Source organism: Roseateles sp. SL47, assembly GCF_026625885.1.
Lineage (GTDB): Bacteria > Pseudomonadota > Gammaproteobacteria > Burkholderiales > Burkholderiaceae_C > Roseateles.
In genome coordinates this window covers 4,020,303-4,045,379 of the sequence record NZ_CP113068.1, presented here as the reverse complement: position 1 = coordinate 4,045,379, position 25,077 = coordinate 4,020,303, and the positions used below count along the sequence as shown (strand labels likewise).

21 protein-coding genes are annotated in these 25,077 nt (G+C 66.9%); 13 read left to right on the top strand and 8 right to left on the bottom strand.

All coding sequences use genetic code 11. The features are described from left to right. The first annotated feature begins 1 nt into the window (after position 1). From OU995_RS17830 to OU995_RS17820, 3 genes are all read left to right on the top strand, one after another. Positions 2-1,081: an ABC transporter permease gene (locus OU995_RS17830; RefSeq protein WP_267831353.1), complete on the top strand. Its 1,080-nt coding sequence runs from the start codon at positions 2-4 to the stop codon at positions 1,079-1,081. A gap of 230 nt (positions 1,082-1,311) precedes the next feature. Beyond that, a complete protein-coding gene (gene yjfF, locus OU995_RS17825) occupies positions 1,312-2,262 on the top strand; it encodes a galactofuranose ABC transporter, permease protein YjfF (RefSeq protein WP_267836295.1) in 951 nt (316 codons plus the stop codon). Positions 2,263-2,399: 137 nt separating this feature from the next. Then, positions 2,400-3,383, top strand: coding sequence for an alpha/beta hydrolase family esterase (locus OU995_RS17820; protein ID WP_267831352.1), 984 nt, complete (start codon positions 2,400-2,402; stop codon positions 3,381-3,383). A 172-nt stretch (positions 3,384-3,555) separates the two neighbouring features. Here the strand turns inward: OU995_RS17820 and OU995_RS17815 are convergent, their stop codons facing one another. The 4 genes from OU995_RS17815 to OU995_RS17800 form a co-directional block, all read right to left on the bottom strand. Further along, the gene (locus OU995_RS17815) at positions 3,556-4,500 is read right to left on the bottom strand and encodes a LysR family transcriptional regulator (RefSeq protein WP_267831351.1); all 945 of its coding nucleotides are present in this window, start codon (positions 4,498-4,500) and stop codon (positions 3,556-3,558) included. A gap of 33 nt (positions 4,501-4,533) precedes the next feature. Further along, positions 4,534-5,286: a FadR/GntR family transcriptional regulator gene (locus tag OU995_RS17810; protein ID WP_267831350.1), complete on the bottom strand. Its 753-nt coding sequence runs from the start codon at positions 5,284-5,286 to the stop codon at positions 4,534-4,536. A 67-nt stretch (positions 5,287-5,353) separates the two neighbouring features. After that, on the bottom strand, positions 5,354-6,796 hold the full coding sequence (locus OU995_RS17805) for an aldehyde dehydrogenase family protein (protein ID WP_267831348.1): 1,443 nt from the start codon (positions 6,794-6,796) through the stop codon (positions 5,354-5,356). 66 nt (positions 6,797-6,862) lie between these two features. Next, positions 6,863-7,792, bottom strand: a complete 930-nt coding sequence (locus OU995_RS17800) for a dihydrodipicolinate synthase family protein (protein WP_267831347.1) — start codon at positions 7,790-7,792, stop codon at positions 6,863-6,865. 194 nt (positions 7,793-7,986) lie between these two features. Between OU995_RS17800 and OU995_RS17795 the strand changes: the two genes are divergently transcribed. The 8 genes from OU995_RS17795 to tagF all read left to right on the top strand — a co-directional run bounded on the left by OU995_RS17795 (position 7,987) and on the right by tagF (position 18,306). After that, positions 7,987-8,742 carry an SDR family NAD(P)-dependent oxidoreductase gene (locus OU995_RS17795; RefSeq protein WP_267831346.1) on the top strand — a complete coding sequence of 252 codons (756 nt, stop codon included), beginning with the start codon at positions 7,987-7,989 and terminating at the stop codon, positions 8,740-8,742. After that, positions 8,739-9,626, top strand: a complete 888-nt coding sequence (locus OU995_RS17790; RefSeq protein WP_267831345.1) for an SMP-30/gluconolactonase/LRE family protein — start codon at positions 8,739-8,741, stop codon at positions 9,624-9,626. The genes OU995_RS17795 and OU995_RS17790 overlap by 4 nt, the downstream gene beginning before the upstream one ends. A 16-nt stretch (positions 9,627-9,642) precedes the next feature. Then, positions 9,643-10,692 carry an aldose epimerase family protein gene (locus tag OU995_RS17785; RefSeq protein WP_267831344.1) on the top strand — a complete coding sequence of 350 codons (1,050 nt, stop codon included), beginning with the start codon at positions 9,643-9,645 and terminating at the stop codon, positions 10,690-10,692. Positions 10,693-10,818: 126 nt separating this feature from the next. After that, positions 10,819-11,277, top strand: a complete 459-nt coding sequence (gene tssJ / locus OU995_RS17780) for a type VI secretion system lipoprotein TssJ (RefSeq protein ID WP_267831343.1) — start codon at positions 10,819-10,821, stop codon at positions 11,275-11,277. Further along, positions 11,274-12,632 (top strand): type VI secretion system baseplate subunit TssK, encoded by a 1,359-nt coding sequence (tssK, locus tag OU995_RS17775; protein ID WP_267831342.1) that lies wholly within the window; start codon positions 11,274-11,276, stop codon positions 12,630-12,632. Before tssJ ends, tssK begins: the two co-directional genes overlap by 4 nt. 39 nt (positions 12,633-12,671) lie before the next feature. Beyond that, complete coding sequence (locus tag OU995_RS17770; protein WP_267831341.1) at positions 12,672-13,994, top strand: DotU family type VI secretion system protein; 1,323 nt, start codon at positions 12,672-12,674, stop codon at positions 13,992-13,994. Beyond that, positions 13,991-17,560 carry a type VI secretion system membrane subunit TssM gene (gene tssM / locus OU995_RS17765; protein WP_267831340.1) on the top strand — a complete coding sequence of 1,190 codons (3,570 nt, stop codon included), beginning with the start codon at positions 13,991-13,993 and terminating at the stop codon, positions 17,558-17,560. Before OU995_RS17770 ends, tssM begins: the two co-directional genes overlap by 4 nt. Positions 17,561-17,568: 8 nt before the next feature. Then, on the top strand, positions 17,569-18,306 hold the full coding sequence (gene tagF / locus OU995_RS17760) for a type VI secretion system-associated protein TagF (protein WP_267831339.1): 738 nt from the start codon (positions 17,569-17,571) through the stop codon (positions 18,304-18,306). Between the two features lie 114 nt (positions 18,307-18,420). On the opposite strand, the gene OU995_RS17755 is transcribed toward tagF, so the two are convergent. Together OU995_RS17755 and tagH are read right to left on the bottom strand one after the other, a co-directional pair. Beyond that, the gene (locus OU995_RS17755) at positions 18,421-19,347 is read right to left on the bottom strand and encodes a PP2C family protein-serine/threonine phosphatase (RefSeq protein ID WP_267831338.1); all 927 of its coding nucleotides are present in this window, start codon (positions 19,345-19,347) and stop codon (positions 18,421-18,423) included. Between the two features lie 27 nt (positions 19,348-19,374). Next, a complete protein-coding gene (tagH, locus tag OU995_RS17750; RefSeq protein WP_267831337.1) occupies positions 19,375-21,309 on the bottom strand; it encodes a type VI secretion system-associated FHA domain protein TagH in 1,935 nt (644 codons plus the stop codon). 367 nt (positions 21,310-21,676) lie between these two features. On the opposite strand from tagH, the gene OU995_RS17745 reads away from it, so the two are divergent. Both OU995_RS17745 and OU995_RS17740 read left to right on the top strand, forming a co-directional pair. Beyond that, complete coding sequence (locus tag OU995_RS17745; protein WP_267831336.1) at positions 21,677-22,438, top strand: LysM peptidoglycan-binding domain-containing protein; 762 nt, start codon at positions 21,677-21,679, stop codon at positions 22,436-22,438. Between the two features lie 117 nt (positions 22,439-22,555). Further along, complete coding sequence (locus tag OU995_RS17740; RefSeq protein ID WP_267831335.1) at positions 22,556-22,708, top strand: hypothetical protein; 153 nt, start codon at positions 22,556-22,558, stop codon at positions 22,706-22,708. Between the two features lie 151 nt (positions 22,709-22,859). Here the strand turns inward: OU995_RS17740 and OU995_RS17735 are convergent, their stop codons facing one another. Together OU995_RS17735 and OU995_RS17730 are read right to left on the bottom strand one after the other, a co-directional pair. Then, positions 22,860-24,035: a hypothetical protein gene (locus OU995_RS17735; protein WP_267831334.1), complete on the bottom strand. Its 1,176-nt coding sequence runs from the start codon at positions 24,033-24,035 to the stop codon at positions 22,860-22,862. After that, positions 24,032-25,069, bottom strand: coding sequence for a polysaccharide deacetylase family protein (locus OU995_RS17730; RefSeq protein WP_267831333.1), 1,038 nt, complete (start codon positions 25,067-25,069; stop codon positions 24,032-24,034). The genes OU995_RS17735 and OU995_RS17730 overlap by 4 nt, the downstream gene beginning before the upstream one ends. Between the last annotated feature and the right edge of the window lie 8 nt (positions 25,070-25,077).

The following is a 25,077-nucleotide window of genomic DNA, read 5'->3' as shown; positions in this document are numbered from 1 at the left end:
CATGCCTGGTTCCTCCACCAGCTCCTCCACCAGCCCCCCGGCCGGCGCCCCCGCCCCCTCCCTTTGGCGTTCCTGGCTGCCCCTGCTGAAGGAGCACCCGCTGCTGCGCCCCGTGCTGGCACTGCTGGCGCTGCTGCTGGTGGATGTGATCTTCCTGCCGGGCTTCTGGCAGTTGCAGATCCGCGATGGCCACCTGTATGGCCCGCTGATCGACATCCTGAACCGTGCGGCTCCACTGATGCTCGCCTCCCTGGGCATGAGCCTGGTGATTGCCACGCGCGGCATCGACGTGTCGGTCGGCGCGGTGGTGGCGATTGCAGCCACCGTCGCTGCTTTGCTGGTCAATGGCAAACAGCCGCTGCCGGTGGCGTATCTCGCGGCCCTGGGTGCGGCACTGCTCTGCGGCGCATGGAATGGCGTGCTGGTGGCCGGCCTCAAGCTGCAGCCCATCATTGCCACGCTGATTCTGATGGTGGCCGGCCGCGGTTTGGCACAACTGCTGGCGGATGGGCAGATCATCACCGTGTATGAGCCGGCGTTCTTTGTACTCGGCAGCGGCTACCTGCTGGGTCTTCCGGTCTCCCTGTGGGTGGTGGTGGCGGTGGCCATGGCCACCACGCTGCTGCTGCGCAAGACCGCCCTGGGCCTGTTCATCCAGGCGGTCGGCCTGAACCCGGTCGCATCCCGACTGGCGGGGCTGCGGACAGCCACGCTGATCTTCGGCTGTTATGTGTTTGCAGCCGCCTGCGCGGGGGCCGCTGGCCTCATGATCGCCTCCAACATCAAGAGCGCCGACGCCAACAATGCCGGCCTGCTGCTCGAACTGGACGCGATTCTGGCGGTGACGCTGGGCGGAGCCTCGCTGGCTGGCGGCAAATATCATCTGGCGGGCTGCCTGGTGGGTGCGCTCATCATCCAGACGCTCACCACCACCATCTATTCCCTGGGCGTGCCGCCCGAGGTCAACATGGTGGTGAAAGCCCTGGTGGTCTTCCTGCTCTGCATTCTCCAATCGAACGAATGGCGCGCCATGTTGAGACGCTGGATGCAGCGCCGCCCCACGCCAGGAGGACGCGCATGACCCCCTCTACCTTGAGCGCCAGCGCGCCGGGTGCGGACCGCCCCTTGGCCTCCGTCGGCAGCGCTCCCCGCAGTTCTACCGGCAGTTCTACCGGCAGTTCTACCGGCAGTTCCCCCGGTGCGCCCCCCGACATCTCGCCAGGCGCCTCCCCCGGTCCCTCGGCGGGCCACGGGCGCAAGCGCGCTCACCCCTTGGAGCGCTGGCTCCATCACCCCGCATTCAGCTCGCAGATGACCGTGGTGCTACTGGTCCTGCTGCTGACGGTGGGCGGTGTGCTCTACGACGGATTCGCGGCGCCGCAGGTGATGCTCAACCTGCTCATCGACAATGCCTACCTGCTGGTGCTGGCCGTGGGCATGAGCCTGGTGATTCTGTCGGGCGGCATTGATCTGTCGGTGGGCGCGGTGCTGGCGCTGTCCACCACGGTGGCGGCCTGGTTGCTTCACAAGGGTCAGTGGCCGGCGCCGGTGGTGATGGGTGTGGTGCTGGCGGGCGGCACCTTGTTCGGCGTGATGCAGGGCGCGCTGATTCATCTGTTCCGGCTGCAGCCTTTCATCGTGACACTGGCCGGCATGTTCCTCGCGCGCGGGCTGTGTTATCTCATCAGCGTCGATTCCATCACCATCAGTGACGAGACCTTTGTGCAGATCTCGCAAATGCAGATCCCCTTGCCTGGCGGCTTTTTATCGCCGGGTGCAGTGATGGCGCTCATGCTGCTGGCGGTGGGCATCTGGCTGGCGCATCGCAGCGGCTTTGGCCGTGCCGTGTATGCGTTGGGCGGCAATGAATCGTCAGCGCTGATGATGGGGCTGCCGGTGGGCCGCACCAAGCTCATGGTCTATGGGTTCAGCGGCTTTTGCGCGTCGCTGGCGGGTCTGCTGTTCGGCTTTTACATGCTCTCCGGTTATGGGCTGCATGCCCAGGGCGCCGAGCTGGATGCGATTGCCGCAGTGGTGATCGGCGGCACGATGCTCAGTGGCGGGTATGGCTATGTGGCGGGCGCCCTCTCCGGCGTGCTGGTGCTGGGCACCATCCAGACCCTGATTGCCTTTGACGGCACACTGAGCTCCTGGTGGACCAAGATCGTCATCGGCGGCCTGCTGTTTGTTTTTTGCGTGGTGCAGCGGCTGTTGTCCCGACCCTTGGCCGGTTCAGCCCCAGGCACTGCGCCCATGGGGTGATATTTCATCCCTGTCGCATTTCGTCGCCAATTGTCCGGTCACCACAGGGCAGACCACGTTTGAATGCTCAACAACGCCGACGCGCCGTTGAGCATGCATCCGCATGACTCCCGCCCCGGCGATTCAAGGAGGTGGGCATGCGCAGAATCATGATCTTCACTGTTGTGTCCCTGCTGGCCGCCTGCGGCGGCGGTTCTGATACCGATGCAGAAACCACGGCACAGGCCCAGTCCACCGTGGTGGCCGCTGACGAGCTGGTGACCACCACCGTTCCGGGCTTTCTCCATTCGGTGGACATCTACAAGACCGCCCGAGCCACGCGCGCCATCGTGCTGCTGCACGGCGGTGGCGGCAACAAGAGCGCCATTGCGTATCAAGTCGGCCTGAACGACAACGCCACCACCACCCGACTGGGCACCATCCACTGGGCCTGGCTGGACAGCAACAAGGTGATGCTGATCGTGCCACAGGGCCAGCACATCGACTCCGAGGCCAATGCCAGCACCTGGCGCAACTACGCCATGGAGTCCGGCCAGGATGACAAAGCCTTCCTGCAGGCCTTGGCCGCCAAAATCCGCAGCGACTACGGCATTGCGGACATCACGCTGATGGGCCACTCCATGGGCGGTGTGATGACCAACCGGATGTGGTGTGAATCACCATCGACCTTCAATGCCTACGTGTCCGTGGCGGGGCCGGCCTCGACCAGCTTCAATCGCGCCGCCACCCCTTGCGCGCCGGGCACGTCGATACGGCCTTACATGGGCATCATCGGCGATAGCGACGAAGTCATGCAGACCGCCGGAGCCTGGGAGGCAGCCACCTGGACGGTCAACCCGACGGTGGTGGCTTCGTCCCGCACCGCCTGGGAAAACCCGTTTGTCATTGGCGAGTTCCATCAGCAGCAGATCCGCACGCAGCTGATGTGCAACGGCACCTTGGGCAGTCAGGACTTCGTCCATGAAGGCCAGGTCGACACCTGGCGATCCTGCGGCGGCAGCCTGGTGCTCAAGCGCGTGCTGGGAGCGGATCACGGGGTGAGTTCCATTGACGCTCAAATGGGTAATGCCTCCAATCTGGACGTCATGAATGCCGTGATGAGCTTTGTCACCAGCCGCTAACGCCATGCAGCCGCAGCCCACCACGCTGAGCAAAGCCCCCTTGCGCAACGGGCGGATAAAGACCCGCCCGCATGGCTTCTTGCGCCTTTGCTTGCGCCTTTGCTTTCACCTTTGCCCGGGTCCTGGCCGTGATCACCGACAAGGAGAACTGCTGCGACTGACGTCGCTCAACTCAATACAGCTGAGACGCCACCGCACGCACTTCACCCAGCAGCGCCCGCGCGCCGGGGGACAGCAGATGCCCTTCCCGCGTGATGATTCCGAACGGATCCATCGCGCACGGCAGCTCGATCGGCAGGATGGCCAGCGCCTGCAGCGATGCGTAATAACGCGCCACCTCCAACGGCATCACATGCAGTGAATCCGTCTGCTGCAACAGCGCGGTGATGACCAGCAGCGCGGTGGTGTCCACCGCATCCGCCGGCGGCTCCAGCGCCGCGCGGCGGAACATCAGCTCCCAGCGGTGCCGCAGCACACTGCCGGGTGGCGGCAGAATCCAGGACTGTGTGGCCAGATCCGCCAAAGACAGATCGTCGCGGCTCAGCAGCGGATGCCCCAGCCGGGCCACCGCACAGGCCGGCTCACCCGTCAGCTCTTCATAGTGCAGCCCGCCCGAGCCGTCCTCCTCCAGGATGCGGCCGATCATGAAGTCCAGCACGCCACGCTTGAGCAGCTCCAGCAGCACCTTGCTGGTGTCCATCTGCACGCCAATGCGCAGCAGCGGTGCCTTGGCCTTGATCCGCGCAATCGCCTTGGGCAGCAGCGACATCCCCGGCGTCATGATCACGCCCACTTCCACCTGCCCGGTCAGCCCCTTCTTCAGGGCCACGATGTCGTCATGCGCGGCGGCCAGGCTGGTCAAGGCCATACGGGCATGGCGGATCATCGTCTCGCCGAACAGCGTCGGTTCCATGCCGCGCGGCAGCCGCTCAAACAGCTTCACCTCCAGCATGTCTTCCAGGTCCTTCAGCTGCTTGGACGCCGCCGGCTGGGTCATGCACAAGGCTTCGGCCGCGCGGTGGATGTTGCGATGGTCATCCAGCGCAATCAACAGCAGCAGCTGGCGCGTCTTCAGGCGCGCACGGAGAAACCAGTTGGGATTGGGAGCGTCGTCCATCAGGAATGCTTGGGGACCGATCAGACCTGGCGCTCAGGCCAGATCGACAATGCCTTGGGACGACAGCACATTGGAGAGGTCGTCGTCCGTCTCTTGCAGTTGCACCAGGGTGGCCTGCCGGGCGGCCAGCGGGTCGCGGTTGCGGATTGCCGTGAGGATGGCCTCGTGCCGGGGCAGCGACAGCTCATGCGTATTCGGCAACTGGCTGCTGAGGATGATGGACTCCCGCAGCGCCAGCGACAGCATGTTGCCGATGTAGGCCATCAGATCGTTGCCGGTGGCCTCGGCAATGCTGCGGTGAAAGGCCAGGTCCGGCTCCAGCAACTGCTCCACATCGGTGGCGGCCGCCATGCCGGTAAACGCCTGCTCGATCTGCCGCACCTGATCGTCCGTCGCCGAGCGCGCTGCCAGGGCAGCCGCCGCCGGTTCGAAGGTCCGCCGCACTTCCATCAAGGTGTTGAGAAACTCCTGCTGCGGCTTGGTCTGGATCAACCAATACAGCACGTCCGGATCCAGCAGATGCCATTCATTGCGCGGCCGCACCAGGGCGCCGGCCCGCTGACGCGACACCACCAGCCCCTTGGCCACCAGCACCCGAATGGCTTCACGCAGCACCGGGCGGCTGATCTCGTAACGCTCCAGCAGTTGCGGCTCCGGCGGCAGCCGGTCGCCCGGTTGCAGCGAGCCGGACACGATCGCCAGGCCGAGATCGCTGACGATGCGGCCGTGCATGCTCTTGCCCTCGGGCTGGCGGCGGTAGGTGGAATGGTCGGCGCGTGTCTTCATCGGGAGGCAGGCTATCACGGCTCAGCCCCTCCGGCAGCCCAACCACCGCAAGCCAGCGACAAAACCGTCAACCGGGGAAGGTGTAGGCCGTTTTCACCGTCGTATAGAACTCACGCGCATAGCTGCCCTGCTCCCGAGGGCCGTAGCTGGACCCCTTGGAGCCGCCGAAGGGCACGTGATAGTCCACCCCCGCGGTGGGGAGGTTGATCATGACCATGCCGGCCTGCGCGTGCAGCTTGAAGTGGGAGGCGTGCTTGAGCGAGGTGGTGCAGAGGCCGGCGGACAGACCGAATTCGGTGTCGTTGGCCACCGCCAGCGCCTCGTCATAGTCCCGCACGCGGACCACGTTGGCCACCGGGCCGAAGACTTCTTCCCGGCTGATGGTCATGTCGTTGCGGGTCTCGGTGATCAGTGCCGGCAGTTGGTAGAAGCCCTTGGTGTCGCGCTCCACCACCTCGCCGCCCCAGGCCAGGTGGCCGCCTTCTTTCTTGGCAATGTCCACATAGCGCAGGTTCTGGTCCAGCTGACGTTGGTCCACCACCGGGCCGATGTCGGTACCGGCCTTGAGCGCATGGTCGATCTTGAGCGTCTTGAGCTTGGCCAGCACCGCGTCCACAAAGCGGTCATGGATGCCTTCGGTGACGATGATGCGGCTGCTGGCGGTGCAACGCTGGCCGGTGGAGAAATAGGCGCTCTGCACCGCCGAATTCACCGCCACGTCCAGGTCTGCGTCGTCCAGGATGATGACCGGATTCTTGCCGCCCATTTCCGCCTGCACCTTGGCCTGGCGGGCCGCGCAACTGGCAATGATGCGACGGCCGGTGGCCACCGAACCGGTGAAGCTCAGGGCCTTGACCTTCGGCGAATCGACCAGCGTCGCCCCCACCTGGGAGCCGGCGCCCATCACCAGATTGAACACGCCCTTGGGCAGCGCCGTGCGGGACAGCATCTCGGTGATGGTCCAGGCACAGCCCGGCACCAGCTCGGCCGGCTTGAAGACCACCGCATTGCCAAAGGCCAGCGCCGGGGCAATCTTCCAGGCCGGAATCGCAATCGGGAAATTCCACGGCGTGATCAGGCCCACCACACCCACCGGCTGGCGCAGTACATCCACGCTCACGCCAGGACGCACCGAGGCCAGCGTTTCACCGCCCACCCGCAGCGCTTCGGCGGCAAAGAACTTGAAGATCATCGCGGCGCGGTGGGTCTCGCCCATGCCTTCGGCCAGCGTCTTGCCCTCCTCGCGGGACAGCAGGCGGCCGATCTCCTCCCGACGGGCGAGGATCTCGTTGCCCACCTGGTCCAGCACATCAAAGCGCTGCTGCGGCGTACTGAAGGCCCAGCTGCCCAGCGCGGCATGAGCGGCAGCAATCGCACCTTCGGTCTGGGCGGCATCGGCCTGGGCATAGTGGCCGATGATGTCGCTGGTGTCGGACGGGTTGACGTTGGGCCGTGTCTCCACGCCGGACACCCATTCGCCGTTGATGTAGTTCTTGAATTCGGTGGTCATGCTGAAGTCCTTGAATAGCGTGATGAATGGGCGTGATGAATGGCCGCAATGAATGGACGCGAGAACTTACCGCGCCCAGCGCAGCACCAGCGGGTCCAGCCGGCGGGCGGCATCCAGCAAGCCGGCCCGCACCGGTGCCGACATCGGCGGGAACGGGTGGCGTGGCGCGTCGCTGGCAATCACGCCGCCTTCCTTCATCAGCGCCTTGGCCGTGAGGATGCCGCCCTGGCGGTTTTCGTAGTTGATCAGCGGCAGCCAGCGACCATATTCCGCCACGGCGGTTTCGCGGTCGCCCGCCGCGTAGGCATCCACAATGCGGCGGATCCCGTCCGGGAAGCCCCCGCCCGTCATGGCGCCGGTGGCACCGGCATCCAGGTCGGCCAGCAGCGTAATGGCTTCTTCACCGTCCCACGGGCCTTCAATCGCTTCGCCGCCCAGCGCGATCAGGTCGCGCAGCTTGCTCGCCGCGCCGGCCGTTTCGATCTTGAAATAGCGGATCTGCTTCAACTCCTTGGCCATGCGGGCCAGGAACGGCGCGGGCAGCGGCGTGCCCGCCATCGGGGCGTCCTGGATCATCACCGGGATGTCCAGCGCGTCCGACAGGCGGGAATAGAACTCGTAGATGCCCGCCTCGCTCACCCGCAAGGTGGCACCGTGATAGGGTGGCATCACCATCACCATCGACGCGCCCTGGGCCTGCGCGCGGCGGCTGCGTTCGATGCAGATCTGGCTGCTGAAGTGGGTGGTGGTCACAATCACCGGCACGCGGCCCGCCACATGCTCCAGGATGCTGCGGGTCAGCGTTTCGCGCTCATCGTCGCCAAGCACGAACTGCTCCGAGAAATTGGCGAGGATGCACAGCCCGTTGGAGCCGGCATCGATCATGAAATCCACGCAGCGCTTCTGGCTGTCCAGGTCCAGACCGCCATCGGCGGTGAAAGTGGTCGGAACCACGGGGAACACGCCCTTGAAGGGCCTGGGGAAGCTTGAGCTCATGCGATGTCTCCAATGCAGATGGCGCGTGTCGGCTCCGGTGGTCCGAAGTCCGCCGCGCATTGCCATTAAAGTATTACTTTATTGGAACACGTATCGGTGGAAACCCGCATTCAATCGGCGCATCGACTGCAATTAGTCTGACTAATAGAATCAACCCAGGAACCTCGTTCCCACAACCAGGACGGAGACAAGACATGACCCTCAGCGCAAGCTACCCCAGCCTGCGAGACCGCCGCGTGCTCATCACCGGCGGCGCCACCGGCATCGGTGCCACCCTGGTGGAGGCCTTTGCGGCCCAGGGCGCGCGGGTCGGTTTCATTGACATCGCGCGGGAGGCGGGCGAGGCCCTGGCGGCCCAGCTGCCGGGCAGCGCCTTCGTGGCCGCGGATCTCACCGACATCGCGGCGCTGCGCAGCGCCATCGACCAGCTCCGCGAGCAGCTCGGGGGCCCGTTCAGCGTGCTGCTCAACAACGCTGCCAACGACAAGCGCCATGCGCTGGAAACCGTCACGCCGGAATTCTGGGATGCGGCCATGGCCGTCAACATCCGGCACCAGTTCTTCGCCGCGCAGTCCGTGGCGCCGGACATGAAAGCCCTGGGTGGCGGCTCCATCATCAATTTCGGCTCCTTCAGCTGGATGCTGATGCAAGGCGGCATGGCGGCCTACACCACCTCCAAGGCCGGTGTGCAGGGCCTCACCCGCTCGCTGGCGCGAGACCTGGGCCCCTTCAACATCCGCGTGAACACGCTGGTGCCGGGCTGGGTCATGACCGAGAAGCAGCTGGCCCTCTGGGTCAATGAAGAAACGAAGAAGGAAATCGACCAGAACCAGTGCCTGAAGAAGCCGCTGCTGCCCGAAAACATCGCCGCCATGGCCTTGTTCCTGGCAGCTGACGACAGTGCCATGTGTACCGCACAGGACTATCTGGTCGATGGAGGTTGGGCATGAGCGCCGGGCCCGCGTCGGCCCGTGTGCTGGTCAACAACGGCGACCGCCTGGGCGAATGCGCCCTCTGGTGCGAGCGGGACCAGGTGCTCTACTGGACCGACATTGACAGCGCCCGGCTCTTCCGCTGGCGGGCCTTTGACGGCAGCGTCACCGACTGGCCCTTGGCCGAGCCGCTGGGCAGCTTTGCGCTGTGCGACACCCCGGGTTGGCTGCTGTTGGGGCTGGCCGCCGGCCCTGCCCTGTTCGACCTGTCCACCGGGCGCACCGGCCCACAAACACCGGTCGAGGCGGACGAGCCCCGCACCCGCATCAATGACGGCCGCTGCGACCCGCAGGGCCGTTTTGTTTTTGGCATGTTCAATCCGCATGGGCAGGCCATTGGCGGCTACTACCGGGTCGACGGGGAAGCGGAAGACGGGCTGCGCATTGAACGTCTCCCCCTGCCCGCCGCCATCGTCGGCAACTCGCTGAGCTTCAGCCCGGACGGTGGCACGCTGTACTACACCGATTCCCCGCAACGCCGCATCTGGGCCCTGGACTACCACGCCGATGGTCGGCTGGGGCCGGCGCGGGTGCATGTGCGGCTTGCCGACACCGACGGGGAGCCGGACGGCGCCACCGTGGACAGCGAAGGTGGCCTGTGGTCGTCCCTCTGGGGTGCTGGCGCAGTGGCTCGCTTTGATGCCCAGGGCCGTGAAACCCTGCGCCTGCCGATGCCGGCCAGCCAACCCACCTGCCCGGTGTTTGGTGGGGCACAACTGGACCGTCTGTTTGTCACCACCGCCCGCAAGTACTGCGAGCACGAACCGCTGGCTGGCGCCGTCTTTGAACTGGACGCCCAGGGCTACCGCGGCCTTCCGCCGCACCGATTCAAATTCCGCTGACCGCCACCCGCCGCCCATGAAACCCTTGCAGATTCGCGAATACGGACGCATGCCCGACGGCCGCGCCGTCCATGAGTACACCCTGGACAGCGGCGCCGGCCTGCGCCTGTCGGTCATCGACCTGGGCGGCATCGTCACCCGCCTGGAGGTGCCGGATGCGCGCGGCCACCTGGCCAACGTGGTGCTGGGGCTGCCGACGCTGGACGACTACCGACTGCGAAACCCGCATTTCGGTGTCATCGTCGGCCGTTACGGCAACCGCATCGGCCAGGGTGGCTTCACGCTGGATGGCGAGCATTACCCGCTGGACGTCAACGACGGCGCCAATTGCCTGCATGGCGGCCGCCAGGGCTTTGGCACGCGCGTGTGGGAGGTGGAGCCGGAATCGGACAGCTGCCTGTGCCTGCGCCTGGTGAGCCCGGACGGTGACCAGGGCTTTCCCGGCCGGGTGACCGCCACGGTGCGCTACCGCCTCACCGACGACCGGGACTGGCTGGTGGAGTATGAAGCCACCACCGACCGCGCCACCGTCATCAATCTCACCCACCACGACTACTTCAATCTGGCCGGTGGTGGCTCGGTGCTGGGCCATGAGCTGGAACTGACGGCCAGCCGGTATGCCGAGGTGGATGCCGGCATGATCCCCACCGGCCTGGCGGACGTCACCGGCACGCCGTTTGATTTCCGCACCCCGCAGCGCATTGAAGCCCGCATCCGGCAGGCGCATCCGCAATTGCAGCGGGCGCACGGTTATGACCACAGCTGGGTGCTGGACGCGCCACAGGACGGCGAACTGCATCGGGCCGCCCGCCTGCGCGACCCCGCTTCCGGCCGTTCGCTGGAAGTGCTGACCACCGAACCGGCCGTGCAGTTCTATTCCGGCAATGCCCTGGACGGCAGCCTGGCCAGCCCGGACGGCCAGCTCTACCGCCAGGGCGACGGCCTGTGCCTGGAGACCCAGCACCACCCGGATTCCCCCCATCATCCGGACGGTCCGGACTGGCCCAGCACCGTACTGCGGCCCGGCCAGACCTACCGCAGCCGCACCCTGCATCGATTCGGTTGACGCCCCGGCGCACCGTCTGCGTTACCTAAGTCACCCGCCCGAGGCCTCCGCCCTGGCTATTCTTCCGACCATCCAACACAAACGTGGACGGTCATGGGAATCGGGTTCAAGGTGTCAAATCGATCAATGATGGCAGCGCTGGCGGCAGCGGCCATCATTGCCCTGGCGTTGACCGCCTGCTCCAGCACCCCCGACCCCACCCAGGTCAGCGGCAGCATTGCCGCCACGGCCACGGTGAATCCGAGCGTGAGCAAACGCCCATCGCCGGTGCTGGTGCGGGTGTATGAGCTGAAGGCGGCCAATGCCTTTAATGGGGCGGACTTCGTCTCGCTCTACCAGCGCGACCAGGCCGAACTCGGCGCGGACGTGGTGGCGCGCGAGGAAATGACGCTGCAGCCGGGCGAAAAGCGCCCCTACACCAAGACGCTGGGGCCAGACACCCGCTTCATTGCCGTCTTCGCTGCCTACCGGGATCTGGAACACGCGCGCTGGCGCGCCGTGGTGCCGGTGCAGGTCGGCAAGAAGCAGAAGCTCACCATCCAGGCCGACGAACTGTCGGTCAGCGCTACCGTCGAGAAACCGTGAGCTGGCACAGCAAAGTCATCTGGTCGCAGGGCATGTTCCTGCTGCCCCACCATTTCCAGCAGGAAACCCGTTATTTGGAGCACCTGGTGGACAGCCGGGTACGCTCGATTGCCACCCACGGCTGGGGTTTCACCAGCCTGGAGCTGGACGAGGCCCTGCTGGCCGTGGGCCGCCTGGGTCTGATGCGGGCCCGTGGGGTGCTGCCCGATGGCACGCCCTTCCACATCACCCAGACCGATCCGGCCCCGCCACCCCTGGACGTACCGGCGACGCTGAAGGACGAGATCATCTACCTGGCCGCGCCGATGGCGCGCCCCGGCGCCAATCAGGTGGCCTTCAGCAGCGAAGCCGGCGCAGCCGAGCCGCGCCCCGATGGCCTGGACCTGATGCGCTACCGGGTGCTGGACCAGGACCTGCGCGACGCCACCAATGTCGGTGACGAACCGGAGCCGGTGCAGACCGCCTCGTTGGCCTTGCGCCTGCTGCCCGCACGTGAATTGCATGATGGGTATGCCGCCATCGGTGTGGCCCGCGTGGCCGAACGCCGGGCGGACCAGCAGGTGGTGCTGGACACCAGTTATGTGCCGCCGCAGACCCGGCTGGACGCCACCGCGCACCTGGCCTCGATGGCCTCGCTGCTGCACGGGCTGGTGCGCCAACGGGCCCAGTTGCTGGCTTCCCGCATGGGCCAGCTCAACACCGGCGTGTCGGAACTGGCGGACTTCCTGATGCTGCAGGCGCTGAACCGGGCCGATCCGCTGTTCCGCCAGCATGCCGGCGCCCCGCATCAGCATCCCGAGGCACTGCACCGCGACTGCCTGCAACTGGCCGGCGACTTGGCCACCTTTGTCAGCGACTCGCGGCTGGCCAGCGACTACCCGCTGTATCGCCATGACGACCTGCGCGGCAGTTTTGCGCCGCTGCTGGAGGACCTGCGCCGCATGTTGTCGGTGGTGCTGGAGCGCAATGCCCTGCAGATCGACCTGGTGGACCGCACCCATGGCGTTCGCACCGCCGTGGTGGGCGACCCCGAACTGCTGCGAAGCGCCAGCTTCGTGCTGGCGGTGAATGCGCAGGTCGGCGCCGAGCAATTGCGCCAGCGCTTCCCGGCGCAGTCCAAGCTGGGCCCGGTCGACAAGATTCGCGATCTGGTCAACCTGCAGTTGCCCGGCATTGCGCTGCGCGCGTTGCCGGTGGCGCCGCGTCAGTTGCCCTTCCACGCCGGTTTCCATTATTTCGAGCTGGACCGCGGCGGCGAGCTGTGGAAGCAGCTGGAACGCAGCGGCAGCATGGCGCTGCACGTGGCGGGCGACTTTCCGGGGCTGGAGCTCGAGCTCTGGGCCATCCGCCAATAGTCGGCCGCCCCACGAACGATCTAACTTTCTGGAGCCGGCATGGACCCCTCCGCGCTCAATGACCCCTTCGCGGGCTTCGACGACCAGCGCACCTTCATCAAACCGCGCCCAGGTGGCGCGGCCCCTGCACGCCAGGTGAATCCTGACGGCAGCAGTGAACCACCGCCCGAGACGGAAGCCAAGGGGCTGAACGCCCTGCTGTCGCTGGCCAACAAGCTGTTGCTGCTGGTGCCGCCGCTGCGGGCGACCCGCCGGGTGGATGACCCGGCCGCGCTGCGCAATCAACTGGCCCAGGGTATCCGCGACTTCGCCGCCCAGGCCCAGGCCGCCGGCATTGCGCCGGAACGCATCATGGCCACCCGCTATGTGCTGTGCACGATGATCGATGAGGCCGCCGCCGACACGCCGTGGGGCGGCTCGGGCGTCTGGGCCCGGCACAGCCTGCTGTCGATGTTCCACAACGAGACCTGGGGCGGCGAGAAGGTCTTCCAGCTGATGGCCCGTCTGGCCGAGAACCCCAACGAGAACCGGGATCTACTGGAGGTCATTTATGCCGCGCTGACGCTCGGCTTTGAAGGCCGCTACCGCGTCATCGACAACGGGCGTGCCCAGCTGGAAGCGGTGCGCGACCGACTGGCGCAGATCCTCAAACAGCAACGCGGCGACTATGCACCGGCCCTGGCCCAGCATTGGCAGGTGGAAGCCACCAAGAAGCGCCGCCATCTGGGTTGGCTGCCGCTGGCCGCGCTCACCGCCGTGGTGGCGCTGGTGCTGGCGGCCACCTATCTGGCCTTGACGCTGTCGTTGGCGGAACGCTCCGACCCGGTGTTTGGCCAGATCCAGTCCCTGCGTCTGAGCCCGCCGGTGGTGGCGCCTCCCGCGCCGCCGGCCAAGCCGCGTCTGGCGCAGTTCCTGCAGTCGGACATCAAGGCGGGCCTGGTGGCCGTGCGTGATGAGGTGGATCGCAGCGTGGTCACGCTCCGGGGTGACGGCCTGTTTGCAGGCGGCAGCGCCACGCTGTCCCCCGACCGCGAGCCGCTGATGCTGCGCATTGCCGATGCGCTGAGCAAGGTGCAGGGCCAGGTGCTGGTCACCGGCCACAGCGACAACCAGCCGATTCGCTCGGCCCGCTTCCCGTCCAACTGGCACCTGTCCGAAGAACGGGCCCATACGGTGGCGCAACTGCTGATGGCGAATCAGGTCAGCGCTGAACGTGTGCGAGCGGAAGGCCGGGCCGATGCCGAGCCGGTCGCCCCGAATGACACCCCTGCCAATCGCGCCCTGAACCGGCGTGTTGAAATCAGTTTGATGATCGGTGGCCGCGCGGATGCCGCGCAGGCGGCCAGCGGAGCCGCACGATGAAACGTGTCCTGGGATGGATCTTCAACCGCTGGGTGTTGCTGGCGGTGCTGTTGCTGGCCGTGGCGCTGGTGTTGTGGATCATCGGCCCGCTGGTGGCCATTGGGGAGCATCGGCCGCTGGAGAGCGAAACCTCGCGCTGGATCACCATCAGCGTGATCGTGGTGCTGGTGGTTGCGCTGGTGGCTTGGCGGCGCTGGCGCGCCAGCCGCAGCAATGCGGCGGTGGTGCAGCAGCTGATGCAGTCGCCCACCGGCCCGCAGGAATCCGAGCGTGAAAGCGCCGACATGGCGGCCGTGCGCGAGCGCTTCCAGCAGGCCATGGCCACGCTGCAACGGGCGCGTTTTGGCGCCGGCAACCAGCTCAAGGGCTGGGCGGCGCGGCTGGGCGGGCGGTATCTGTATGAACTGCCCTGGTATCTGATCATCGGTGCGCCGGGCTCCGGCAAAACCACCGCCCTGCGCCACAGCGGCCTGCAGTTCCCGCTCGCGGACCAGATGGGCGACCACGCCATCCGGGGCGTGGGCGGCACCCGCCACTGCGACTGGTGGTTCACCGACCAGGCCGTGCTGATCGACACCGCCGGACGCTTCACCACCCAGGACAGCGACCCGACCAACGACAAGGCCACCTGGAGCGGCTTCCTGCAGATGCTGCGCCGGTCCCGTCCACGGCAGCCGCTGAATGGGGCGCTGGTGACGGTGTCGGTGTCGGACCTGCTGGCCCGCACACCGGCCGAGCGGGCGCAATACGCGTCGACCGTTCGTGGCCGTCTGCAGGAACTGCACAAGGACCTGGACGTCCGCTTCCCGATCTATCTGCTGGTGACCAAGGCCGACCTGCTGTCCGGTTTCATGGATTACATGGCGACGATCGACAAGGACCAGCGCGCCGCTCCCTGGGGCTTCACCTTCCCACGCGCCGCCACCACGCCGCTGGCGCAGGCCGGCGCGGAGTTCGACGCCCTGGCCCAACGCCTGCTGGATGGCCTGATCGACCGGCTGCAAGCCGAGCGGGACCCGCAGCGCCGGGCCCGCATCTATGGATTCCCGGCCCAATTCGGCACCTTGCGTCAGGCCCTGCTGGAATTCCTGGACGGCGTGTTTGCACCGTCCCCCTATGAAGCCCAGCCGCTGCTGCGTGGTGTCTATTTCGTCAGCGGCACGCAGGAAGGCACCCCGATCGACCGGGTGCTGGGCTCGGTCGCCCGCAACTACCGCCTGGAAAATGCGGTGATCGCGCCCAACCAGGCCAGCGGACGCAGCTACTTCCTGAACCGCCTGCTCAGTGAGGTGGTGTTCGCCGAAGCCGGTCTGGGCGGCACCAACCGCCGCTGGGAACGCATGCGTCACGCCTGGATGGTGGCCGGTTATGCCACCGTCGGCCTGCTGGGCGTGGGCATGATCACTGCCTGGGCGGTGAGCTACAGCAACAACCGCAAGTACATCGCCGACGTCTCCGCCCATGCGGAACAGGTGCGCGAGCTGCTGCAATCCACCCCCAACCGCGCCTCGGCCGACCTGCTGCCGATCCTGCCGGCGTTGGATGCCACGCGTGGCCTCGCCCAGCTGGATGGCGCCACGCCCTGGTCCATGCGCTGGGGTCTGTTCCAGGGCAAGAAGCTGGACAGCGCCGCCCACGCGGCCTACCAGCGCATGCTGGGCGACGCGCTGCTGCCCCGCATCATGCTGCGCATCGAAGAGCAACTGCGCCAGGGCAGCAACACGCCCGAGACGCTGTACGAAGCGCTCAAGGCCTATGTGATGCTGCACAACACCGACCATTTCGATGGTGCGGCGCTGAAGCAGCATGTCCAGACCGATTGGGAAACCACCCGTCGCGAACTGACGCCGGAACAGCGCGACCAGCTCAGCCAGCACCTGGACGCATTGCTGGCGCAGGGCGGCGTGGCCTCGCCGCTGCCGGATGACGAGGCCCTGCTCAAGGCCACCCGCAACCAGCTCTCCACCCTGCCGCTGCCGCAACGCATCTACAACCGTCTCAAGGCGCAGCGCCTGGGCGCGGATTTCCCCGACTTCACCGTGTCACGCGCGGCCGGGGCCAATGCCTCGCTGGTGTTTGTGCGGGCCAGTGGCGCCTCGCTGGTGTCGGGGGTGCCCGGCCTCTACACCCGCGACGGCTACCTGCGCGGCTTCCAGCCCATGGTGGGGCAGGCGGCGTCTCAACTGGCCTCGGAACAATCCTGGGTGCTGGGCGTGGCGGACGCGCCCAAGACGGCCGCCTCCCTGGTGCAGGCCAACGGTCCGCTGGAGAACGAGGTTCGCCAGCTCTACCTGACCGACTATGCGGCCACCTGGGACTCGTTCCTGGCGGACATCAAGCTGCAGCCGATGGGCACGGTGACGCAGTCGGTGGAGCGCTCGCGGCTGCTGTCGGCGTCTGACAGCCCGCTGCCGCCGCTGCTCAAGGCCATCTCGCGCGAAACCACGCTGGCCACCGGTGGCAATGCCATCGAACAAGCGCAGCAGAAGGCGGGCGACCTGATCCAGAAATCCCGCGACAAGATCGTCAACGCCATTTCCGGCAAGACCACGCCGGCCGATGCGGCCACCCAGCAACGCCTGGAAGCCACCATCGTGGATGACCGCTTTGCCGGGCTGCGCAATCTGGTGACGGCGCCCCCCGGTGGCGGGAAGTCGCCGCTGGATGAAACGCTGGCCCTGATCGGCGAGGCCAATGTGGTGCTGAGTGCGGCGGAAACGGCGCTCAAGGGCGGGTCCGCGCCGCCGCCCTCCCCGGTGCCCAACCGGCTGAAGGTGGAGGCCACCCGCATGCCGGAGCCGCTGCGCACCATGCTGGATGACTTGTCCAACAGTTCCTCGCGCGTGTCGCAAGGCGCCATGCGCCAGACGCTGAGCCAGGAGGTGCGTTCCCAAGTGGGTGAGTTCTGCCAGCAGGCCGTGGCCGGCCGTTACCCGCTGGACCGCAACTCCTCCCGCGACGTGACGCAGGCCGACTTTGCCACCCTCTTCGGCCCGGGCGGCAAGATCGACCAGCTGTTCCAGCAGAAGCTGGCGCCGTATGTCGACACCACCACCCGGCCGTGGAAGTTCCGGCCCGTTGAGGGCACCCCGCTGGGCGGCGATGTCGGCACCCTGCCTCAGTTCCAGCGCGCGGCCGTCATCAAGGAAACCTTCTTCCCCGGCAGCAATGCGCCTTCGCTGAAGCTGGACTTCAAGCCGGTGGAGATGGACACCACCATCCAGCAGTTCATCCTGGATGTGGACGGTCAGATCGTTCGTTATGCCCACGGCCCGCAGATTCCAAGTTCGGTGCAATGGCCGGGTCCACGCGGCAGTTCGCAGGTGCGGGTGCAGGTGAGCCCGACCAGCGCCAATGGCTCGTCCGGCATGGTCAATGACGGCCCCTGGGCCCTCTTCCGGCTGTTCGACCGGGTGAAGATCGAGAAGACCAATGCACCGGAGCGCTTCCGCGTCACCTTCGACATCGACGGCCGAAAGGCCGTGTTCGAGGTGACCGCCAGCAGCGTGAACAATCCGTTCCGCCTGAACGAACTCAACCAGTTCTCCTGCCCCAACAGCCTGTGATGTCCCCCATGGCTTCCACTTCGACCGCATCGGGCAGCGACGCCACCGGCAACGAACTGACGCCAGGCTGGTACGGAAAAATCGCGCCCTTGGGCGATTTTGCCCAGCGGCGCCTGCCACCGCATTGGGTGCGCCACTGCGACCCGTGGCTGTCCGAGCTGATGCGCGACCTGCCGCTGGCGCTCGGGTCCCACTGGCTGGATCTCTACCTCACCGCCCCGGTCCTGCGTTTTGCATGGGCGCCGGGCGTGGTGGACATGAAGTGGTGGTTTGGTGTGCTCATGCCCAGTTGCGACAACGTCGGGCGCTACTTTCCGCTGGTGATTGCGCAGCAGCGCACCGATCCGCCGGTGGACCGCGCCGGGCTGGACCATCTGGAACGCTGGTATGCCGTGCTGGCGCAGGCCGCCGTGCATACGCTGGAAGATGCCGCCACGCTGGAGTCCTTCGAGCAGCGCCTGAGCTCCGCGCCGGCCTTCCCGGCCAGTGCGGCGGCCGCCATTCCGCTGCCGGATGCCGCCAACCGCTGGCAGACCTTCAGCCCGCCCAGCACGTCCCTGCCCTCCGGATTGGCGATGCTCGCCGCCGGGGAGCTGATGGAGCGGCTGGCCGGATGCACGATCTGGTCACACCGGGCGGATCGAACGGATCTCACGGCGGCGCCGGTGATGCCGCAGTTTCAGTGGGGCCCCGGGCTGCCCGGCGCGCAGGTGTTCGGGAAGCTGCTCACGCAGGCCGCTGGGTGATGGCGGCCTGATGCCCCCTTAATGCCCCCTTGACGCCAGGTTGCGGCCCGGCTCCAACCGGTTTCAGCCCAGTCGCATGCCAGGCGGATGAGGGACTCCCAAGGAGCGACTCCCTCACAGCGGCATGCGCCGCGTGGTCTCGTCGTCCTCATCGTCCCCATCATTGCCCTGCGGGCCAGTGGTCGACACAGATGCAGCTGGCGCCCCGGAGGGCGTTGACCCGTAGGCCTCTTCGGACGGACGCACCGGCGTGACCGCCGTGACGGTATCGTCATCATCGGCATTCATCACGGGCGCCGTCTGTCGGTCTCCCACCCACACGGCAATCGCACTGAAGTTGTCCTGGTTGGGCAACGCCCGCGCTTCAATTTCCGCGCGCATGGCCAGCAGCCAGTCCTGCGGGTTCTGCGCCAGACGCAGGGTGTCGGGAATCGACACTTCGCCCGCACTGCCCCACCAACCGTCGCTGCACAGCAGGAACACGTCTCCGTCTTCCAGTGGCTCCGCACCTGTGGTGTGAGGCTCCAGCTCATCGTCAATGCCCAGCGCCGCCACCAGATGGTTCTTGTGCGGATGGTCCTCGGCCTGTGCCGGTGTGATGAGGCCTGCGTCGATCAGCCGCTGCACCACGCTGTCGTCGTTGGTCACCCGGTCCACCCGGCCATTACGCAGCCGGTACAGGCGTGAATCGCCCACATGGGTCCACATGGCGAAGTTGCGCTGCGCATCCACGCACAGGGCCACCAGCGTGGTGTGCATGCGGGCGCGGCCGCTTTCCTCGATGCCTCGGCGCACATCCTCATGGGCCGCGATGACCGCCCCGGTCAGCAGCTCAGGGCGCCAAGGCAAGGTGGCATCGCCCAGCGCATGCTGCATGCGGTAGACGGCACGCCGCGCGGCTTCCGCGCCGTTGCGGTGGCCGCCGGCACCGTCGCACAGGACGGCATACCAGCCAGGGCCGTTTTCATGGGCGACCACCGCATCCTCATTGGTGGTGCGCTGGCCGATTTCGCTACAGGCCGCGACGCGGATCTTGAGCATGGTGTCGTGTAGTGGACCGGATTCCCGTCAGGCCGCGGTCTTGCGTTGATTCAGGCGTTCGAGCTGCTCTTCATAGGCCTCCAGGAAGGCCTTGCCGAACAGGTTGTGGAAGTCCTCCTGGGCCTCCTCACGGATCGCTTCGAAATGCTGCAGGTACAGCTCCCAGAGCTTGGCCTTGCGGTTGAGCGTCAGCACGCTGTCCAGCATGGACCGGCTGGTGAGCTTGGACTCCAGCATTTCCGGCTTGAAACGGCCCAGCACGCCTTCCAGCGCGGCCCGGGTCCCTGCCATGGTACCGATGGTGTGACCCACCAGGTCATGCATGGCGTCCGACATCGCGGCCGGGCCTGGCAGGAAACCGCGCACCGGCGGCTGCAACAGTTGCTCCAGCGCCGACTGTGCATCCGGCGAGAACTTCAGGGGATTGTTGTCCCGGGAGCGGATGACGGTGACCTGCGCCCGCAGTTCGTGCTTGGTGGCGGCGCGGACGGCCATCATCTGCAAGGTGCCGTCCACCGATGACCGCAGCAGTTGGCCGATGTTGCACATCAGCTCCGGTGTCAGGCCCTGGGTGGGTTCAAAGCGGATGCCGGCACCTTCACTGAAGGCCTGCCAGAGGGCGGCGGTGTCCGCCGATGCCCCGGCGGCGCGCGGCGCGGCCGCCCCGGGGTTGGGACGGGCGGGGCGAGGTGCCGGTGGCGGGGAAATCAGGCCGCCGGCCTCCGAGTCCATGAACATCGGGGTGGCGGCGTCGTGCGGGACGGCGGGCGCAAAGCGGTCCTGGGCGCCAACGTCCGCAGAGGCGGTCGGGATGGGCGGCGCCAGCGTCGGTGCAAGCGTCGGTGCGGTAGGCGCCAGCGTCGGCGCGACCGGTGTCACGGCCGGGGCCCGAGCGGCTGCCGTGGGCTCAGGCCGATGAGCCGGTGGACGCACCTCGGGCGGCCGGAAGGCGCTGTTCAGGGCGGACGTGTGGTCCGGCAAGGCGGGCGTGACGGGCTCGGAATGCGACGGCTTGGGCGCCGGGGCGCCAAACAGCGACATCGGATCGGTGGACAGGCCGTCATCGCCGCTGTCGCGCAGACCCTTGGTGGCTTCGGCCATGAAACCCGCCAGCGGATCCCCGGCGCTGTTGCCGCCTGGCTTGAGGCCAAACATATCGTCCAAGGAGCTGGGGGCATTCCCGGAGGCGGGGATCAGATCGGCAAAAGCGCCGCCACCCGACAGCTCCTGATGGGGACGGCTGACCGGCGGCGGGGCCGGGAGCGGACTCCCCAGACCGCCGAAATCCTGGCCCGCCCGGGCTGCGGGTGCAAGCACCGCAGGGGCAGGAGGCGGGGCAAACGGATCGAAATCGTCCGGCAGCAAAGCCACGGGCGGTGCGGCCGGGGGAACCGGGGCGGTCCGGTGGGTCTGACCGAAGGCGGACCGGGACGGCGGCGGCGGTGGGGTGCCCAGCAGGTCGGCAAACGGGTTGCCGGCGCTGCCGCCACTCGTGCTGCGACTGCCGCTGCCACTCCCCAGCAGATCGCCAAACGGGTCACTAGACGCCGATGCCGGCCGTGCGGGTGCGGGAGGCAGGACCGTGGATGCGCTGGCGGCCGTGGGCTGCGCCAGGGGCGCCTGCGAGACAGCGGTGTCTTCTGCGGCGCTTTCGGAGACTTCCAGCAGATAGCCCCCCACGCGGATCTCGTCGCGGTCCCGCAACGGCACGCTCTGCCCCTGGGCCAGAGGTTGGCCGGCCACGGTGATCGGATTGGCGCTGCCGGTGTTGAAGATCAGGTAACCGCCGGGCGTGGCGCGGATTTCCGCCTGTTGCCGGGAGATATGGCGTTCCGGGTCGGGAAGCGCCATGGTGTTGCTGTCGGCACGGCCAATCGTGCCCCCCTGCGGCCCAAACTGTGCGGTAATTGGCTGCGTCAGGGGCAGGTCGTTCAGCGACACTGCGCGCAGGGTGAGGGTCATGTTGCTGCCTTTGATCGATCCTGGGTCGCCAAACGCGTCTTTGCGAAATAGTTGGCGGCCCTCGCATGTTTACTGGTCTGCGGCCATGCTTCAATGAACGAAAGTCACCTTCTGTCCATTGCGGCAGGCGTCATACTGCCGCAGCCTGTTTTCCCTAGCGATGCCGATGCCCAAGTATTCTCTTCGTGCTGTTGCTCCCTGCGTCCTGGCTGCGTTGCTGGCCGGCTGTGTCACGCCTGAAAAGCGCCACGTGCCAGCGCCGGAGCCTGCTGCGTCCGCTGCTTCTGCACCGGTGGCGCCCCCGCCTGAGCCCCCCCCTCCGCCCCCTGCCACGCCTGCACAGCAGGCCCAGGCCCAGAAGATGGCCATGTCGGCCGTCGACATGCTGGAAGCCGGCCAGGAAGATCAGGCCCGTGCTGAAATCCAGCGCGCCCTGGCGGTGGACAATGCCAACAAGCTGGCCAACAGCCTGATGCGGCAGATCACCGGCGACCCGGTCCAGATGCTGGGCAAGGAGTCCTGGTCCTACACCGTGCGGCCCAACGACACGCTGTCTCGCATTGCGGGGCGGTTCATGGGCGACATCTATTCGTTCTACCTCCTCGCCCGTTACAACGACATCAAGGTGCCGGCCCGCGTGGCGGGTGGCCAGGTGCTGCGTATCCCGGGCAAGGCGCCGCCCCCGGGCTCGCTGGATCCGCAGCCGGCGCCAGGACGTGGCCGCAACACACCGGCCCCGGCGCCGCAGCCTGCCGCCACCCCGGCCCCCTCACCGGCTCCGGCCGCTGCACCCGCGCCCGCCCCGGCGCCGGAACTGAGCGCTGGCGAAAAGGCCATGCGTAACGGCGAAGCCTGGGAACGTAGCAACCGCCTGGACCGCGCGCTGGACGAATACAAGCGTGCGGCCTCGATGGACCAGCCGGGCGCCCAGGCCAAGGTGGAGACAGTCCGCAAGAAGCTGACCGACCGCTACACGCTGGCCGCCCGTACGGCCTTCGCCAAGCAGGACCTGGCCGGTTCGATCAAGGCTTGGGACAACGTGCTGGAACTGGACCCCGGCAATGAAGTGGCCAAGCTGGAGCGTCAAAAGGCCGTGGCCTTGAAGGCCAAGGTCGACCAGCTGAAATAAGACGGGTGCCACCGACACAGAACGGACGCCCCGCAGAACACCCCGCAGATGCAAGTCTCCGGGGTGTTTTTCATGGCGGGCCGGGCGCAATAGCGCTTTGGTGCCCAAGAGCATGCCGTGCAAGGATTCTTGAATCCTGCCCTGGACACGGACCACCACGTGCTGTGTGTGCATCTCACCTCGCACGGCCTGCGGTCCGGCGAACTGGCGGTGGATGCAGCCCTGGTGCGAGCCGGTCAGACCGGTCCTGCGCAAGCAGTGGCTGGATGAGGCAGGCATTCGTTGGCGAGTGATCTCGATCTCGGCCTGCGACTCCGGCACTGGGCCAGGAGTGAATGCCTGGTGCCTCACGCCTTCCCAGGCGCGCGCAAAACCCGTCAGCCCCTTCCCTTGGGGCTGACGAAGCGATGGGACATCGTCTTCAGCGCAGCGGCTTGGCCGAAGTGCTGGCTGCCGTCACCGTGGCACCCCCCGCACCTGGGGATGCCGCCGCATCAATCCACTGCCGCATCAACGCCAGGGCGCGGGGATGCTTCTCGTCGATCTTCAGGCACTTCTGCAGCCACCCGATGGCCCCTGCCCGATCGTTGCCCGCCACGCGTTCAGCCTTGCGGACATAGAGGTCCGCCAGCAGCCGGCGCGCGGAAGGATCACGCCGATCGTGCGCCGAACGCCGCTCCAGCAAGTGGATGGCCTCATCCACTTCGCCCTGGGCGGACAGCATGGCAATGTGCTCCAGCTCATTGCGGTCGGCGGGCGTGGCCGCCTCCGCCTTGGCACCCTTCCCGGCCGCCGAGGCTGTCGCAATACCGCTCGCCGCCGTTGAAGACGCCGCAGCCACTCCGGCTGCATTCCTGGCAGCGGTCGTGGTCACCGCATCTTTGGGCGCATCTTTGGGCGCGTCCTTTGCAGCGTCCTTTGCAGCGTCCTTTGGCGCGTTCTTTGCCGCGACCTTCGCCGCAGCCGCTTTCTCCGCTTTCTCGGCCTTCTCCGCCTTCTCCGCCGCCTTGGCAGCTTCCTTGGCCTCGCGCGCTTCCTTCGCCGCAGCCGCCTTGGCCTGCGCCGGCGTCAGCGGCTTGGGCTCCACGCCTCGCCGCAGGGTGATGCGCGACGGCGTGCCGAGATAGCTGCGCTTGTTGCGCTCTTTCTCGATGGCGCGAAGCGCGTCCGCCGCCTTGGTGTTGTCCGGCTGCAGACTCAAGGCCAGGAGGTATTGCTGCGACGCTGCCTCCAGGTCGCCCTTGGCCTGCGCCTGCTGCCCCTTCTGCAGCCGCTCCGCCACCCCCGCATCGATCTGCCCCTGCACCGCCGCCAGACGGTCTCGGTAGGACGGCTCCTGCGGACGCAGCACCGTGAGCACCTCCCAGGCCCAGGCTGCCTCCGCCCACTGCCCCTTCTGCTCCAGATCCTTGGCCCGCTGGAATTGCGCCAGTTCAAACTCGCCCACCGGCCCGCGCGGCACGGAAGGGGGTGCGTCCGGCGCACGCTCGCTGACCGTGGTCGTGGTGGTACATGCCGTGAGCAGCACTGCGCCGGCCAGCAGCACCGGCAGACCGGCACGCCTCATCGCCATCGCCATCGCCATCGCCATGCTCATGGCGCGCCCCCGATCTTGCGGCTGGTCTGCAACCGCGCCTTGAAGGCCTCCAGGTCGTGATCACCAAAAATCATGGTGCGACGCAACATCAACGCTTGTGCAAAGAATGCATTGCCACCGGGATTCACCGTGACTGCCAGATTGAACTTCTGCCGTGTCAGTTGGTCCAGCACCAGCTCGTTTGCATCCCCATACGGATAGGCGAAATGCCGCACCGGGGTGTTGAGGCGCTTTTCCAGCATGTCCCGCGGAAACACCACTTCCTGCTCGATGTTGCGGGCATAACGATCATCCGTCTCGCCGGCCGTACGCTCGATCAGGTTGCGATGGGTTTTGGAGTGCGACTGGATGTCCATCAGTCCCGACGCCGACATCTCCTGCAACTGCGGCCAGGTCAGTGCGTCGCCTGCCCCCAGGAAATCGGTGTAGACAAACATCGTGGCCGGCAACCCCAGCTTCTTGAGCACTGGAAACGCAAACCGATAGACCGACTCATAGCCGTCGTCGAAGGTGATGACCACCGATCGCGGCGGCAGCGCTTGCTGACCGTCCAGGTACGGGCCGAGCTGACCGAGCTTCAACACCCGGTAGTTGTTCTTCACCAGCCATTCCATCTGCGCCGCAAAGTTGGCCGACGACACGGCCATCTTGCCGCCCACGGAACCGATGCGGTGGTAGCACAGCACCGGCACGGTCTGGTAGCTGCCCGGCCACACGCCCACCGGGTTCTGCGGCTTCAAGGGCACCACCACCGGCTGGCCAGGCTCGAGCTTGCTCAGCCCGCCATTGGCTTCGCTGATCTGCCAGTCGTTGTCTTCGCTGCCCAGCAGTCGGGCGGCCAGGCCGCGCAGCGAATCGCCGCCAGCGGGCACATAGATCATCAGGCGTTCATTCCGGGCCAGGACCTGGCCGGGCAGCGGAGCCTGATCGGGAAGGACGGGCGACACAGGCGGTGGTGCCGGCGGCGTGGAGGTGCATCCACACAGCGCGAGAACCACCGCCGCGCACGCACCCTGCAGGGAGGTCAGTTTCATCGCAGCGG

What these genes read in the sequence shown, in the direction of transcription:
- OU995_RS17830 (WP_267831353.1), top strand. Translation starts at nt 2, where the DNA reads ATGCCTGGTTCCTCCACCAGCTCCTCCACCAGCCCCCCGGCCGGCGCC.
- yjfF (WP_267836295.1), top strand. Translation starts at nt 1,312, where the DNA reads ATGACCGTGGTGCTACTGGTCCTGCTGCTGACGGTGGGCGGTGTGCTC.
- OU995_RS17820 (WP_267831352.1), top strand. Translation starts at nt 2,400, where the DNA reads ATGCGCAGAATCATGATCTTCACTGTTGTGTCCCTGCTGGCCGCCTGC.
- OU995_RS17815 (WP_267831351.1), bottom strand. Translation starts at nt 4,500, where the DNA reads ATGGACGACGCTCCCAATCCCAACTGGTTTCTCCGTGCGCGCCTGAAG.
- OU995_RS17810 (WP_267831350.1), bottom strand. Translation starts at nt 5,286, where the DNA reads ATGAAGACACGCGCCGACCATTCCACCTACCGCCGCCAGCCCGAGGGC.
- OU995_RS17805 (WP_267831348.1), bottom strand. Translation starts at nt 6,796, where the DNA reads ATGACCACCGAATTCAAGAACTACATCAACGGCGAATGGGTGTCCGGC.
- OU995_RS17800 (WP_267831347.1), bottom strand. Translation starts at nt 7,792, where the DNA reads ATGAGCTCAAGCTTCCCCAGGCCCTTCAAGGGCGTGTTCCCCGTGGTT.
- OU995_RS17795 (WP_267831346.1), top strand. Translation starts at nt 7,987, where the DNA reads ATGACCCTCAGCGCAAGCTACCCCAGCCTGCGAGACCGCCGCGTGCTC.
- OU995_RS17790 (WP_267831345.1), top strand. Translation starts at nt 8,739, where the DNA reads ATGAGCGCCGGGCCCGCGTCGGCCCGTGTGCTGGTCAACAACGGCGAC.
- OU995_RS17785 (WP_267831344.1), top strand. Translation starts at nt 9,643, where the DNA reads ATGAAACCCTTGCAGATTCGCGAATACGGACGCATGCCCGACGGCCGC.
- tssJ (WP_267831343.1), top strand. Translation starts at nt 10,819, where the DNA reads ATGATGGCAGCGCTGGCGGCAGCGGCCATCATTGCCCTGGCGTTGACC.
- OU995_RS17770 (WP_267831341.1), top strand. Translation starts at nt 12,672, where the DNA reads ATGGACCCCTCCGCGCTCAATGACCCCTTCGCGGGCTTCGACGACCAG.
- tssM (WP_267831340.1), top strand. Translation starts at nt 13,991, where the DNA reads ATGAAACGTGTCCTGGGATGGATCTTCAACCGCTGGGTGTTGCTGGCG.
- tagF (WP_267831339.1), top strand. Translation starts at nt 17,569, where the DNA reads ATGGCTTCCACTTCGACCGCATCGGGCAGCGACGCCACCGGCAACGAA.
- OU995_RS17755 (WP_267831338.1), bottom strand. Translation starts at nt 19,347, where the DNA reads ATGCTCAAGATCCGCGTCGCGGCCTGTAGCGAAATCGGCCAGCGCACC.
- tagH (WP_267831337.1), bottom strand. Translation starts at nt 21,309, where the DNA reads ATGACCCTCACCCTGCGCGCAGTGTCGCTGAACGACCTGCCCCTGACG.
- OU995_RS17745 (WP_267831336.1), top strand. Translation starts at nt 21,677, where the DNA reads ATGTCGGCCGTCGACATGCTGGAAGCCGGCCAGGAAGATCAGGCCCGT.
- OU995_RS17735 (WP_267831334.1), bottom strand. Translation starts at nt 24,035, where the DNA reads ATGAGCATGGCGATGGCGATGGCGATGGCGATGAGGCGTGCCGGTCTG.
- OU995_RS17730 (WP_267831333.1), bottom strand. Translation starts at nt 25,069, where the DNA reads ATGAAACTGACCTCCCTGCAGGGTGCGTGCGCGGCGGTGGTTCTCGCG.